Source organism: Haloferula luteola (assembly GCF_014201715.1).
GTDB classification, from domain to species: Bacteria; Verrucomicrobiota; Verrucomicrobiia; order Verrucomicrobiales; family Akkermansiaceae; genus Haloferula; species Haloferula luteola.
The window spans coordinates 1-12,901 of sequence record NZ_JACHFD010000032.1; the positions used below are offsets into that span (position 1 = coordinate 1).

A 12,901-nucleotide genomic window follows, 5' to 3' on the forward strand; every position below is an offset into this window, starting at 1 on the left:
ATTCGGAAGCTGTCGGGAACGGCCGATCCCGCAGGGTCGTCCATTTCAAACAGTCGTACAAGTCTTTCCTCACCCTTTTCGGAAAAGACTTTTGGAAAAGGGCCTAATTAACTCACAAACAATGGGTTACGATTTAGACTTTCCTCGTGCAGTGTTGCACCAGTCAACGAAAGGGTAAATCCGGTAATACCTCCGGTAGAACCGTCTCATGTAGCCCAAAGAGACTCTCCGGATCCAATTTTAGCACTTTCTTTATCAGATCTTCCGTTTCTGCTAGATCTTGATACTTCACCCTTGACCGAAAATAGAATAAATCACTTGCAATATCTTTCATTTCAATGTTTGCCATGTGCTCAAGCTTCTCAAATTTGCACTCGATCGACCATTGACGATGCGCCATGCCATCACCACCCTCAATTGCTGGAAAAATCCAATGAGAAGCTGCATTCCGAATAGCTTGTGCAAATATCCTGTCCTCAATTTCAGCCTTGCCAGACGGATCCAGAATGGAGATAGCAACTAAATCTCCATCATTGTTTGATGACGCGGAGATTTTATATTGCCGCATTACCCGATCACCCCAGCGTTCTTTACTTGGGGAAATTGGAGCCCGTATAACTATCACCCCTCCTTCTCCATATGTTCGTCCATCGCCATCCTCGCCCGCCCTAACAGAACTCACCAAGATAGTCGTCACGAAAACAAGCAGAGTGTGTTTAGCTGCCATAAATTTTTTTATTGGGTGGTTTTGCTAGCCCAATGAAGTGGTCCCCTGAGTGGAGCCACGGCCGGGCGCGGTATCGTTATGGTGTGGTGGGTCGGATGGCTGGCGTTGTCGGTTTTGGTTGCTTCCGCCCTTGGAGGAAAGTTGTCCATCGGGTTCCGCGCGAGAATGAGCTGGGATGTCGCTCGTCGGAGCGGCGGGTTCCTGTAGGCAACTTTCCGCAGTGGGTTGTCGTCGGATCAGGCCGCCTCGGCAAGCCCAGGTTGCGACCGGTAGACCGACCATGGTGTGACGTAGTCGTGGTGCTGATGGATTCGCTCTCGGTTGTCGTCGGCGATCCAGCGTGACACTCCGCCCTCCAGCTCCAACAGGTTGTAATAGTCCTTCAGGTAGATGTCTTCGCATTTGAGGCTGCGCCACAGCCGCTCGATGAAGACGTTGTCCATCCAACGGGAAGCGTCCCATGAATCGTTAGAATGAGGTGGTGGCTGGTTGGCGCCACGCGTCAGCGTGGCGTTGCTAATCCAAAACCAACCAACCACCGTGAACCACGAAAAACTGAAGGAGGCGTTCCTGCAAGGCGGAGAGCGCGAAGCTGCGGAATGGTTCCGCGAAATGATGAAGGGAGTTGTCCGTCTCGGTCTGCTTGAAGCGATGGCCGAGGAGGTTGAAGCCCTGTGCGGACCGCGTTACCGGCCGGACCCGAAGGATGCATGCCACCGTGCCGGTTCCGAGCGTGGCGTGGCTTTCCTCGACGGAGAGAAGGAGGCAATCCGGCGCCCTCGGGTGCCTCACGAGACCGATGGCGAGGTGCATTTGGCGACCTACGAGGCGGCTTCGAGCCCGCAGGGGATGTTCGATCAGGTCGTTGCGGCGGTGGCCCAAGGCATGCCTGTGCGCGGGGTGGAGCGTGCGATGTATGGAGCGGTGAGCAAAAGCGAGGCGTCGCGCATGTGGGTTGAGAAAAGCCGGGAGCAACTCGCCCTGTTGCGGGGTCGCCGGCTCGACGACGCCGACTGGCTGGCCTTGCTGATCGACGGCGTGTGGCTGACGCGCGAGCTGTGCGTGGTCATTGCCGTGGGCATCGATGCGGAGGGGAATAAGCGGGTGCTGGATTTCGAGGTTGGCACCTCGGAGAGCCCCGCAGTGGTGGCGTCGCTGCTCGACGGCTTGGAAAAGCGGGGCTTCGCTCCGGGATCCGGCCGCCGGCTGTTGGTGCTGCGGGACGGGAGCGCGGCGATCGAGAAGGCGGTGTCGCGGCGCTGGCCGGACTCGGTGCGCCAGGAATGCCTGGTCCATGCGCAATCAAACCTGCGTGAGAAAGTCCGGCAACGCGACCGGGCTGACATCGACCGGCTCTTAAAAACGCTGCGGGAAGCCCAAGGGCGGCAAGCGGGGGAAGAAGCCTTCGACGAGCTGTTGGAGTTCGTGAGCGAGCGCAACGCCGCAGTGGCGGTGGCGCTCAAGGAGAGGAGTGGAGCCCTGCTGGCCTTTCATCATCTTGATGTGCCCGCGACGCTCAACACCACGTTTCTGAGCACGAACCTCATCGAGAACTTGATTCGCAACTGGCGTGCCCAGAACGGCAACGTGAAGCGCTGGAACCAGAAGGCCGACATGATTCCGCGCTGGATGGCCACGGGGCTGCTGTGGGCCGAGGCGGGCTTCCGCAAGGTGCGGCATGCGGGTGACCTCCCCCGTTTGGCATCCGCGCTATCGCTCTGCGCTCCGTCCTAGGACGCGACAGACGCCGCACCCTCGTCCTGCGCTCCGAGCGAAAGCGCGGGGCAGGAGCAAGCTAGTCAGGAAGCCACCAACCGATGAACCTCAACTCGACCGGCTGCCACCGATTCTAACAATCTGAGGGACATCCCCTGTCAGACGCCCCCACCCACCTCGAAGCCGCCCTGCCCCGATTCTGCCGGGCGCGGGCGGTGATGAGGGCGCTTGGCGACTCGGTCGCTCCGCTGCGCTTCATTGGGACCAAGTCCGATTTCCACTCCTTCGCCATCTTCGACCAACCCGAGGACGGCCACCCTCGCCAAACCGGTTTCAGACGCCTTCGAGCGCCTGGCGGCCTCCCTACCGACTCTTTGTGAATCCGCGTGACAGATTTCCATTTGTAGTCCATTTTTATTTCGTATGACCACAGCCCTTTTGTCACCCAAATTTCAAATTGTCATCCCCAAAGAAATCCGAAAATCCATGAATCTCAAACCCGGCCAACGCCTCCAGCTCGTCGAGAAGGACGGCAAGATCGAAGTCCGCCCCATCCTGACTGCCGACCAACTCATCGGTTTTCTCCGCGAATCCGAGCCACTCGTGTTCGAACGGGAAAAGGATCGCGAAATCTGATCCGCAAGCACCATGCCCTCCCACCTTCTCGACAGATCCGCATGGATCGAGTGCCTCGATAACGGCCCCAACACCCGCCACTTCGCCCCAATCCTCCGCAAGCTGCCCGACCTGATCGTCCCCGCAATCGTCATCACCGAAGTCCGCAAGGTCGTCCTCAAGCAAAGAACGGAGGAGAAGGCCCAAGCGGTCACCGACGCCATGCTTTCGGGAATCGTTATCTCCTTGGACCCAGGCATTGCCACCCACGCAGCCGACCTCTTCATCAAGCACAAGCTCCCGCTCGCCGATTCCATCATCTACGCCACCGCCCTCGCCCACAAAGCCACGGTCTGGACCCAGGACGACGACTTCAAAGGTCTGCCCCACGTCAAATACTTCCCTAAAGCCACGAAATAGCCCGATGTCCGACGGTATCCGAGATCTCTTGGATTTTCCCGGCAGCGCTTTGAGGTGGTCGGGACATGAAGTCGGTCTAATTGATTGCTCAAATTCCGGGCCGGTGCTTTTCGGTGTTAATCCCTTGGGGCTCTTGACCGTTTTTGCCGAAGACATGGCGAACCTCCCCGATTGGCAGCAACAAATTTGGGTGGGCAACGGGGTTACGCCCGAGGAAAAACTTAACTTGGAGCAATTTACGATTCAAGTGAGGGGGAGGCCGATCAACAGCAAGTCGCCAGAAGACGAACTCAAGGAAGTGGTAGAGCGAATCCATCTCGCATCTGAGTCTGCTTTCGGAAGTTCCATCCTACGGGTGCATCCGGATTTCGACGCTATCGCGGATACTTGTCATAGGTTTCGCGGCACGGACTACATTGGACTTGGTGCGCTAGCGAAAGACATCGCCAGAATCACGGCCGATTCATTCGATGCCGGGCTCTGCACCACGGTTGCGCCTCTTCCGAAAGGTGTCTCCTCGTTGAAAGGAAATAAGGCCGTGGAGAACCTCGTGGCCTCAAAGATCGGAAAAGACAAGGCGAGGACCCTTATGGGGCCGCTGGTTGGCACCTACGATTTGCGTCTGACCGATGCCCATCTTCCGGGCCAAAACGCGGCTGAAGCCGCATACAGATTGATCGGCATTGATCGATCCAAACCTCCCGTCCATCAAGCTGTTGAGCTAATCGACGCGGCAGCGAAGGCCCTTGGAGGCGTCGCAAGCGTCTTACAAGACTGGAATCTTAAGCGGGAGTGACATGGTCGTGTGAGCTTCCCCCGATTCGCCGCCGGGACAAATCCAGAGATTTCGGGTTGAAGCCTGCTAAAGCGTAAAGGCCATTCGAGATGACCCAAAACCCGAGTCGGAGCCAAGCAACACCTCTTGGCAATTCCGCCGGGCTACTCCTAAAGGCGACCACACTTTTTCTTTCCCGTCGTTCCGCGATTTCCCAGGCCATGCCCGCTTCTCCCCTTTTGGATCCAAACCAACTCAGAGTCATTGAAGCCGTTCACAGGGGCTTCCTCTATCAGTGAAGTGGTCCCTCAAGACGGAGCCAGGGAGCCTGTTATGATGGGGTAGGGTTCGGGGGGCGCAGCCAACCGAACCACCGTGAAACGAAAAAGAAGAACGCACAGCGCCGAGTTCAAGGCGCGGGTGGCCCTTGAGGCACTCAAGGGCATCAAGACCATCAATCAAATCGCGCAGGACGAGGGCATTCATCCAGTGCAGGTTAGCCAGTGGAAGAAGGAGCCCCAGGAGCGCCTGCCGGAAGTCTTCGCCTCGGCCAAGTCCGGTCGCGACGAGAGGGAAAAATCCGAGCGCAACCTGTCGCGCCTCGAGCGTAAGGTTGGCCAGTTGGCCATCGAAAAGGAGTTCCTCAAAAAAAAGTGAGGGGAACTGGGGATCGATCTCAATGAAAAGCCATGATCGAAAAGAACCATCCTCAGCTCAGCATCCGCAAGCAGTCCGCCATGCTCGGCATCAACCGCAACCGCCACGAAACGGCGGAACGTATCAGCAAAGAGGACCGTGCGATCATGCGTGCTCTCGATGAGTTGCACGTCCGCTGGCCCGTTTACGGCGCCCGCAAGCTGGTCGTGGAGCTGCGCAAGCGCGGCTGGAAGGTTGGCCGCAAGCGGGTGCGCCGGCTTATGCGGATCATGGGGCTCGCCGCCGTGGTGCCGAAGCCGCGCACGAGCGTGCCGGACAGGAACCACCGCAATCTAGATGTGCCAGAAATTCAAAAAATACGTCGATTATGGGATTTCGAACTGCTTTAAGACTCCCCTAAATTGGACGAAATAATCTTTCTTGGATAATATGAAGGCTTTGATGATATTGATGTGGGTTTGGTCCGCTGTTGTCGTAGTTGCTGAAGAGGATAATGCCACGAATGATAGTGAGGAACGCATCAAAGTGGAATGTGCAATCACCGATCTTGGTGTTGGTGTTTACTCGTTAAAGTTTGCGATTACTAATGTCACTTTTAATGAGTCAATGCATGTAATAATACCTGATCCCAAGATGGGAGGAATACGATTCGGGATGCGAAGTCCCGATGGAGAAATAGATTTTGGGGTAGAGTATAAGTCCTTTAATTCTACAGCCTTCTCAGGAAACATTCTCTTGCCAAGACAACAATTTCAGGTGGACACGATGGTTGTAATAAGTGGATCGGGTGCGTTTTTGTTTCCTGATGGCGGACAAAAAATACTCGACTTGAAAGAGCGTGATCTTGTAGCGATTGTTGCGATCATGATGGCAAATTTCAATCAAGAAAATTGTAGTTCGACCTTTGTCACCATTCCAATTCGCGTTCCGTGAATTGGGTCGCTGTTGCTCTGAAGTGGTCCCCTGAGCGGAGCCAGGTCCGGGCGGGTTATCGTTATGGTGTGGTGGGTCGGATGGCTGGTGTTGTCGGTTTTGGTTGCTTCCGCCCTTGGACGAAAGTGGTCCATCGGGTTCCGGCGCGAGAATGGGCCGGGACGTCGCTCGTCGGAGCGGCGGGTTCCTGTGGGCAACTTTCCGCAGCTGGCCGTGTCCGAGGACTACCGTCTGCTCTACATCATGGCGATCTACACCGGGCTGCGCCTTGGTGAGCTTCTCGGCATCGTCTGGTCGGAGGTCCATCTCGGCGAGGATGAGCGCCCACGCATCGTCATTCCCGCGATCCGCTCGAAGAACCGTAGGGAAGCCGTCGTGCCTCTCCACTCGAAGTTACGAAATTGCTTGCAGATCACTGCAAATGGAGCACGAAACTCCGATCTCATTTTTCCTCAGTATGCCCATCCGGACCGTCGGTTCAGGCGACACCTCAAGGAAGCGGGGATTCCCGCCATCGATGGCACCGGCCGGAAGCTCGACTTCCACTCCTTTCGCTACACATTCGCGACCCGCCTGGCCCGCAAAGGAGTTTCACAGCGGCGTGCTCAGGAATTGATGCGCCATAGTGATCCTCGATTGACGGCAAACCTCTACACCGACGTCAACCAGCTTCCAACCTTCGAAGCGGTGAATTCGCTGGACTGGTTTGAGGACGGGAAACCGTCTCGACGTGGTCCACAAATAGGTCCACAAAACCGAGTCTCTGCGGGGCAAAATCTGTCTCAGATCGGCACAGAAAACCTCATCAAAAACCCTCTATCAGTCGCTGGCAATGAGACGATTACTTTCAATCTGTCCCCTTGTGACACGAAACGAATGATGGTCGGGGTGGCGGGATTCGAACCCGCGGACTCGGACAGCGTAAAGCGCTCACTTTATTTAACTTGCGAAAATCCGACACCGCCATGTCCACACATAGGTCCACAATCTCTCGGCCCAACCTGTCCTAAATTGGAGAAGATCATCGAGTGCTGGGATCGGTTGCCGTGTGCCTTGAGGGAGGCAGTTCAAGCGATCTGCCAGCCCTATGAATGATCCCTATTTACCCTGGCATAGGTTGGACGCTGAGAACTAGCCCGAAGCCTCAAGTAGCCCTCTCTCGACTAGCTTACGGGCTACCATGGCGCTCATAAATGCGGCGAACGGCTGAAAATCGTCGGCTTTAGACTCGTCTGCATAGTCACAAATGCCCTTCAAAACAAAGCCTCGCGGTTTTGGCTCGCTCTCAGACTCGCAGGTGAGAATTACCCCGTGGGACTCCATATCCAGCGCAAGCAACTTTCTGTCTTGCCTCGCTGCGAGCTCCTTCATGACGTCCGCTGTTGCGATGACTTGGTTGCCGCAGGCGACAGGCCCGACACGAAGCTTAAGTCTCCCGTCTGGAACCGGAGCGGGCCAAGCGTGGACAGCTTCACACATGATCTCGGCAGCTTGCCCGGGCTCGGCTACCCTTGCTGCAGTCCCTAGATCGACGTTGAGGGGGTGGGGTGAAGGCTCGAAGACGACTTCATCGCCCTTAAGCTTCCTCTTTCCAGAGTCGTGCGTGAAGACATAGTTCCCAAATACAACGTCCCCAATTATGACCTCTCCCCGGCTGCCAGCTGCTATACCCAGCAATAATATCACCTTTGGTCTATATTCGCTGATAATGCGCTGAGTCAGAATTGCTGCTGAAGCGCTGCCCATGGAACCCGCGCTCGCCGCAACGATCGTGCGATTGCCGTTGTTGGTCTCGACGGACCCATGATGCCAAGTCGGAGAGTATCTACATGTGGCTAGTGCATCGAGTTCTGGAAACACCTGCATTACCTGCCGAAATTCCGGATCCGAAAGTGCGGTAATTATCGCAAAGTCAACAAGATGCTCTCGTGATTTATCGGCGTCTCTCCGTGCCCGAAGGTGCTCAACTGCAAGACTGACACGGTGCTTCCAGCGGTCGTTGGCAGAACTATACTCCACCAAGTGCCAGTTGAAATCGTTGAATACGTCTGATGTCTTAACGGCTACCGCTTGGTACTCCGTCAAACCAAGTATGAATCGAGGTCTCTTAATCGACTCCCTGGAATGGATCTCCGTGAGCAGAACAGAGCCACCGTCTTGTAAGGGTTCGTTGTCACCGTTGCGCAAGGGCAAAACGATATCCAGTATCAGTAAATCGACCGATCTGGTCATCAGTCCGGCAAGTGCATCCAAAATGCATGACCAGGTGACGTGGGAATCCTCAGCGGAAAGGCATTTTTCCTCCAAAAACTTCCTAAGTGATTCAGCCTTCTCTAGATTGTCCTCAACTATTCCTATTATCATTGATGAAATCTATGTGAATTTTTCTCAGTTCGTCAGCTATTCAAGAAACCAAGCAGTGGAGCTGCCCACGTGTCGTGTGATGCACTATAGAATATTGAACCTTTATAAAATGGAAACGACTCAGCCAACTCACCGTCGAGCTGCTCTAGGGTCATTTCTTCTGGTCCATCGCCAAATTGATCAAACTGTGTTAGTACAATCGTGGGCGTATTTACGTCTCTAAGTTTCATTTCGCGGAGTACCAGTCGACCACCAAAGTGCTCACGCTTGTATCCGGAAGGGTCCTTTGTCGATATGTCAACCATGGGAAGAGTCATGTCGAGTATGAGAGCTTCATAATCTTTTGAAAGCAGACTTCTTATTCCACTATTGAACGAGCCCGCGAGATCGACGTCCAATCCAGCAATAGATTGCTTGAGAAAATCGCAAACGCGATCGACTTTATTTTGATCGTCTTCAATTAGTAGTATGCTCATCCTGATGGGCAGTTAGAGATTTAGTTGGAATTGTGACCTGAAGACAGATTTCGTCCTTGGCGGGCGCTGTGCACGATAGCGATGCTTCATCGCTATCTAGGTCGATACGCAAAATTCTCCAAATCTTGGCAAAGCCCGTTCCGCCCTCTTTTGAAACTAGTTCGCCAGCAGCGTCGGTCGCTTTTGCGCAAATCTCTGATGCTACGTGTTCCGCTAGCTGGTTCGCATCGATTCCTTCCGCGAGGAGGTTTCTCACCTTAATCACTGTGGTCGTATCGTCCTGCGACGTGTCGAGGAAGATCACAAGTTCGTCAGCGGGCAGATGAGAGTGGCGGAGCGCGTTGCTTAGGAGAATGTAGAGGAGGTGAAAAAGGATTGAGAAGTGACGGCCGTCGATCTGAAGAGTGTCGTTAGTCACAATCTCGAACTCCTTAATATGTCTAGGGCTCACCCGCTGAAGTTGCTCGCAACTGAAGTTGAAGAGTTGCTCGAAGGTGAATTGAGGTATTCGGCTTCCCTCCTGTATTGTAAACCAGGATGCGATCAACTTCATTGAATCTTGGACCTCAGTTCGACACCTTGCTAACTCGCGCAGTAAAGTCTTTGAGTCATGTTCGATAAGCGCGATCTTCGACAACGAAACTTCGAAGTCGGAAAGGTAAGAAAGAAGTTGGTTGCTAATGTCGCTCTCGAAAAAATTACGAACTGACAGCAAGCATTCCGAGAGGCGCTGGTTCAGCTTGTCGAGCGCGATGTCTATCAGTTCATGAGGTTTCTCCTTGTTTGGTGATTCTTCCTCCCAAAGCGCCTGGACCTCTTCCTCCTCAAAATTGAAGTCGAAGAGTGCGAGTTCCGGCTTCTGTAGGCTATCCTTCTTAATCTGAATATAGAGCTGCCGGATATCTTCACACTTTAGATCAACATTCTCTGCGAGGTTAGAAAATGCTTCGTTCAGCTCTTTGTAGGAATTAGCATCAAGCGAAAGCTCATTCTTCCAGTGTTCGTTATCTTTGTATTTGTTGCTAGAGTGTTCGAGCTCCGTGACAAGCCTGCAATCCTGAAAGGGCTTTCTGATTTGACCAAGAAGTGTTCCATGACGGAGTGTCATGCTTAGGTTCGGATTGAGGCCATGGTTGCGATTCCAGAGATACTCTTCGCGCAGCTGAGAGAAGAGGTTCGCGAATTCAGATGATGCTGCGTCGACGTGAATAGAAGTGAGGTATTGCACACTTTCTAGCTCCTTTTTCTGGCTGACCTCTGCCTCATCAAGAAGATCCGCTACTTTGTAGAGCCTTACTTTGACTGATCGATATGTTTGAATTCTAGCAAATATGTCCGCACAGTCGTGGAGCATTATTTCCTTTAACGATTCAATATCAATGTATATTTTGCTCGCATCAACTTCTTCCGTTGCTCGCTCGAGAAACAACTCTCCCATCATTTCTTCAAGCTCGGAACCAATTTGTGCTTTTCGTCTTTTGTTTAGTGTCGATGCCTCAAGCGCTTCGCACAACGTGATCCGTTCTTGATTGATTTCTGATGTGTTTGTGAATGCGAGAGAGAAGGCCAGCACTTGACGGGTGCAGTGACTCAAGAGGAGCACGTCGGCGTCACTAGTTTCATCTGATAGGAGATCGCTCGGTTTAGTAACACCCCTGATGTGAAGATAGCTGTTTAGTGAGGAGTGGACGGCTTGGGCTTCATATCCATATTCCGCCATAAGGATGGTTCTTGAAGGGCTTCCTAGAACTGCGGGGCTCTTGCTGAAATCGACCTTAATCAAGATTTCTTCGATTGGAAGGTCGGAAAAGGTGATTCTGTCGTGGAGGCACGAGGTTACACATAAATCAAGAGCTTCATCCAGCCGTGAGGTTTTCTGTAATGCGTCAATCAGAAGATACTTCAAAAGGAGGCGGTCTCTAGGGGTGCAATGGGCGCTTCGAAAATCGTCGCCCTCATGCATCGGTTCAAGTGCATTTGTCGCTTCCTCGAGTCTGCGCTCCCTGTATAGCGCCTGCGCCTTAATTCTGGCTAGACGTTCGGTGGGGATGAGGGAAAGTTGGCGCTCTAGTCCTTCTGCGTTCTCATCGGTCTTTTTGGTGTAGAGTGCAATCGTGGGTGAAGTGCTCGAGTAAACTGACTGAAGATCGGCGGAAGGAAGAGCGACTTGAAAACGCTCAAGAAGCAAAGGGTTTGCATCTCGGCTGAAGAGTGCCCACGCGGGGCGGTTCTCTCCTCCAAGGAGTTGAGGAACGTCTGATACAATGTCTGCGATCCCAAAGCCGAGGCTCGGACAATCAAGATCGAGAACGAGGCGATCTAGCTCGGCTTTCGTAGAGGTTTCAGCTGATGCGCTTGAGTAGAGAGTTTGCAGCTTCTTTAACAGAATGGCAGACACCGAGTCTTGGGGGATTCTTCCCTCGAGCGCGTCCAGAACATCGGTCTTTAGTATCGAGGCAGATTTTGCTGCGAGGAGGTAATAAAGAAGATCGCCAGGATGCTCGACAACCAATTCTAACGCGCCCTCCATGGAGGAATCGTAGTGCCCGAGAGTATACTGATCGAGCAAGGTAACTGATGGGTTCTTCAGGGCTGGTGGAGCACCTCCAAGCACGAAACTGCTTAGATTCTTAAAAAATGGATCGTTGATCGATTCCGCGATTCCTAGGATTGTCGACGTTAGGCCTTCGGGTAATTTCTGTTCACGGTGGAGGATTGAGAAAAGCAACCTTCTGATAAAGAGGTATCTGTCGATTAGTGGAAATCGATTGAGGCTGTGGAAGGTATCGAATACTTTGGTAAAGGAACCGGTGTCATTGTTGAGGAGGATTCCCTTCGTAAAGCTGTAAATGCCCTCAATGCCATCCTTCTTACTGAACAGTTCCTCCAATCGTTTTGGCAGCGCACTTGCGGGTTGAGTGCGGTCGCTGCGCAATCCGAGCCATTGGGTGATAAACGTCTGGAGAGGGCGTCCCTTTACCGATACCACACGGCCAAGCTCATGGACCACTTTCTCAGCTCCACCGGAGAGTGCAGCCCATGTGAAGAGCCGACCAATAGCCCAAAGGCTAGCACCGAACGGTTTGGACAGGCTCTGAATTTGTTCTGGTGTTTCAGCGATTCGGCCCTGAAGGAAGTCCTTGTTGAGTCCGTCTTCGGCTTCGAGAAAGGAATTGAGGTATTCTGAGGCATGTTGAAAGAGCGAGAGCTGCCAGCGGCATTCGTCTTCCCAAGTAGGAGAGAGTAAAGGAATCGACTTTGCTTCAATATCGGTGAAGTTGAGGGGGCGAACGACGCCGAATGCGGCCTTCGAATATGGGCTCATAGCGAGTCGGCGTAGAACCGCTTGTGCTGTTGGTGGCGAGTCCAGCTTTTGGGCCTCTGTGACCAGATTGAACACTGCTTGGCGCTCCACCGCTTTATTACGTGCCCTCCGTTTCATTTCTGGGTTGAGAATTAGCAAGGAGGGAGTTGGGGGGCAAGGATTTGGCTGGGCTTTGAAGTGGTCCCCTGAGCGGAGCCAGATCCGGGCGGGGTATCGTTATGGTGTGGTGGGTCGAATGGCTGGTGTTGTCGGTTTTGGTTGCTTCCGCCCTTGGAGGAAAGTTGTCCATCGGGTTCCGGCACGAGAATGGGCCGGGTCGTCGCTCGTCGGAGCGGCGGGTTCCTGTGGGCAACTTTCCGCAGCGGGTTGTCAGCGGATCAGGCCGCCTCGGCAAGCCCGGGTTGCGGCCGGTAGACCGACCATGGTGTGGCGTAGTCGTGGTGCTGATGGATTCGCTCACGGTTGAAGTCGGCCATCCAGCGTGACACTCCGGCCTCAAGCTCCACGAGGTTGCAATAGTCCTTCAGGTAGATGTCTTCGCATTTGAGGCTGCGCCACAGCCGCTCGATGAAGACGTTGTCCATCCAACGGCCCTTGCCGTCCATGCTAACGCGTGCGCCCGTTTCCTCGACCGCGGCGATCAATGCACGGCTGGTGAACTGACAGCCCTGGTCGGTGTTGAAGATGTCCGGTGCGCGACCGGCTACCTTCACCGCTTCACCGCTTCACCGCTTCACCGCTTCACCGCTTCACCGCTTCACCAAGTGCCTCCAGGCAGAACCGGGTGTCGGCCGTGTTGGAGATCCGCCACGAAAGGACTGCTCGGCTGTGCCAGCCCATGATCGTGCGATCCTCTTCGCTCACACGTTGCACCGTCTCGAGGAAGTTGCGGT

15 protein-coding genes are annotated in these 12,901 nt (G+C 53.9%); 8 read left to right on the forward strand and 7 right to left on the reverse strand.

Annotated features, from left to right (window positions below; genetic code table 11):
* Positions 1 to 163: 163 nt before the first annotated feature.
* Together HNR46_RS18860 and HNR46_RS21280 are read right to left on the reverse strand one after the other, a co-directional pair.
* Positions 164 to 697 carry a hypothetical protein gene (locus tag HNR46_RS18860; RefSeq protein WP_221285290.1) on the reverse strand — a complete coding sequence of 178 codons (534 nt, stop codon included), beginning with the start codon at positions 695 to 697 and terminating at the stop codon, positions 164 to 166.
* Between the two features lie 266 nt (positions 698 to 963).
* Positions 964 to 1,170, reverse strand: coding sequence for an integrase core domain-containing protein (locus tag HNR46_RS21280; RefSeq protein ID WP_184021859.1), 207 nt, complete (start codon positions 1,168 to 1,170; stop codon positions 964 to 966).
* Between the two features lie 97 nt (positions 1,171 to 1,267).
* On the opposite strand from HNR46_RS21280, the gene HNR46_RS18870 reads away from it, so the two are divergent.
* The 8 genes from HNR46_RS18870 (at position 1,268) to HNR46_RS18905 (ending at position 6,938) form a co-directional block, all read left to right on the forward strand.
* Positions 1,268 to 2,461 (forward strand): IS256 family transposase, encoded by a 1,194-nt coding sequence (locus tag HNR46_RS18870; RefSeq protein ID WP_184021862.1) that lies wholly within the window; start codon positions 1,268 to 1,270, stop codon positions 2,459 to 2,461.
* A gap of 405 nt (positions 2,462 to 2,866) precedes the next feature.
* On the forward strand, positions 2,867 to 3,079 hold the full coding sequence (locus tag HNR46_RS18875) for an AbrB/MazE/SpoVT family DNA-binding domain-containing protein (RefSeq protein ID WP_184021864.1): 213 nt from the start codon (positions 2,867 to 2,869) through the stop codon (positions 3,077 to 3,079).
* Positions 3,080 to 3,091: 12 nt separating this feature from the next.
* On the forward strand, positions 3,092 to 3,478 hold the full coding sequence (locus HNR46_RS18880) for a type II toxin-antitoxin system VapC family toxin (protein ID WP_184021867.1): 387 nt from the start codon (positions 3,092 to 3,094) through the stop codon (positions 3,476 to 3,478).
* Between the two features lie 4 nt (positions 3,479 to 3,482).
* A complete protein-coding gene (locus tag HNR46_RS18885) occupies positions 3,483 to 4,274 on the forward strand; it encodes a hypothetical protein (protein ID WP_184021870.1) in 792 nt (263 codons plus the stop codon).
* 354 nt (positions 4,275 to 4,628) lie between these two features.
* On the forward strand, positions 4,629 to 4,910 hold the full coding sequence (locus HNR46_RS18890; RefSeq protein ID WP_184021873.1) for a transposase: 282 nt from the start codon (positions 4,629 to 4,631) through the stop codon (positions 4,908 to 4,910).
* Positions 4,911 to 4,942: 32 nt separating this feature from the next.
* Complete coding sequence (locus HNR46_RS18895) at positions 4,943 to 5,299, forward strand: IS3 family transposase (protein ID WP_184021876.1); 357 nt, start codon at positions 4,943 to 4,945, stop codon at positions 5,297 to 5,299.
* A 40-nt stretch (positions 5,300 to 5,339) separates the two neighbouring features.
* Positions 5,340 to 5,843 (forward strand): hypothetical protein, encoded by a 504-nt coding sequence (locus HNR46_RS18900; RefSeq protein WP_184021879.1) that lies wholly within the window; start codon positions 5,340 to 5,342, stop codon positions 5,841 to 5,843.
* 213 nt (positions 5,844 to 6,056) lie between these two features.
* Positions 6,057 to 6,938, forward strand: a complete 882-nt coding sequence (locus tag HNR46_RS18905; protein WP_184021882.1) for a tyrosine-type recombinase/integrase — start codon at positions 6,057 to 6,059, stop codon at positions 6,936 to 6,938.
* A 36-nt stretch (positions 6,939 to 6,974) separates the two neighbouring features.
* On the opposite strand, the gene HNR46_RS18910 is transcribed toward HNR46_RS18905, so the two are convergent.
* The 5 genes from HNR46_RS18910 to HNR46_RS21590 all read right to left on the reverse strand — a co-directional run bounded on the left by HNR46_RS18910 (position 6,975) and on the right by HNR46_RS21590 (position 12,881).
* Positions 6,975 to 8,207 (reverse strand): phosphorylase family protein, encoded by a 1,233-nt coding sequence (locus HNR46_RS18910; protein ID WP_184021885.1) that lies wholly within the window; start codon positions 8,205 to 8,207, stop codon positions 6,975 to 6,977.
* Between the two features lie 32 nt (positions 8,208 to 8,239).
* A complete protein-coding gene (locus HNR46_RS18915) occupies positions 8,240 to 8,683 on the reverse strand; it encodes a response regulator transcription factor (RefSeq protein ID WP_184021888.1) in 444 nt (147 codons plus the stop codon).
* Entirely contained in the window at positions 8,664 to 12,125 is a 3,462-nt protein-coding gene (locus tag HNR46_RS18920; RefSeq protein WP_184021891.1) for a hypothetical protein, read from the reverse strand. Before HNR46_RS18920 ends, HNR46_RS18915 begins: the two co-directional genes overlap by 20 nt.
* A gap of 260 nt (positions 12,126 to 12,385) precedes the next feature.
* Positions 12,386 to 12,721: an integrase core domain-containing protein gene (locus HNR46_RS18925; protein ID WP_184021894.1), complete on the reverse strand. Its 336-nt coding sequence runs from the start codon at positions 12,719 to 12,721 to the stop codon at positions 12,386 to 12,388.
* A gap of 28 nt (positions 12,722 to 12,749) precedes the next feature.
* Positions 12,750 to 12,881, reverse strand: a complete 132-nt coding sequence (locus tag HNR46_RS21590; protein WP_425491711.1) for a hypothetical protein — start codon at positions 12,879 to 12,881, stop codon at positions 12,750 to 12,752.
* Between the last annotated feature and the right edge of the window lie 20 nt (positions 12,882 to 12,901).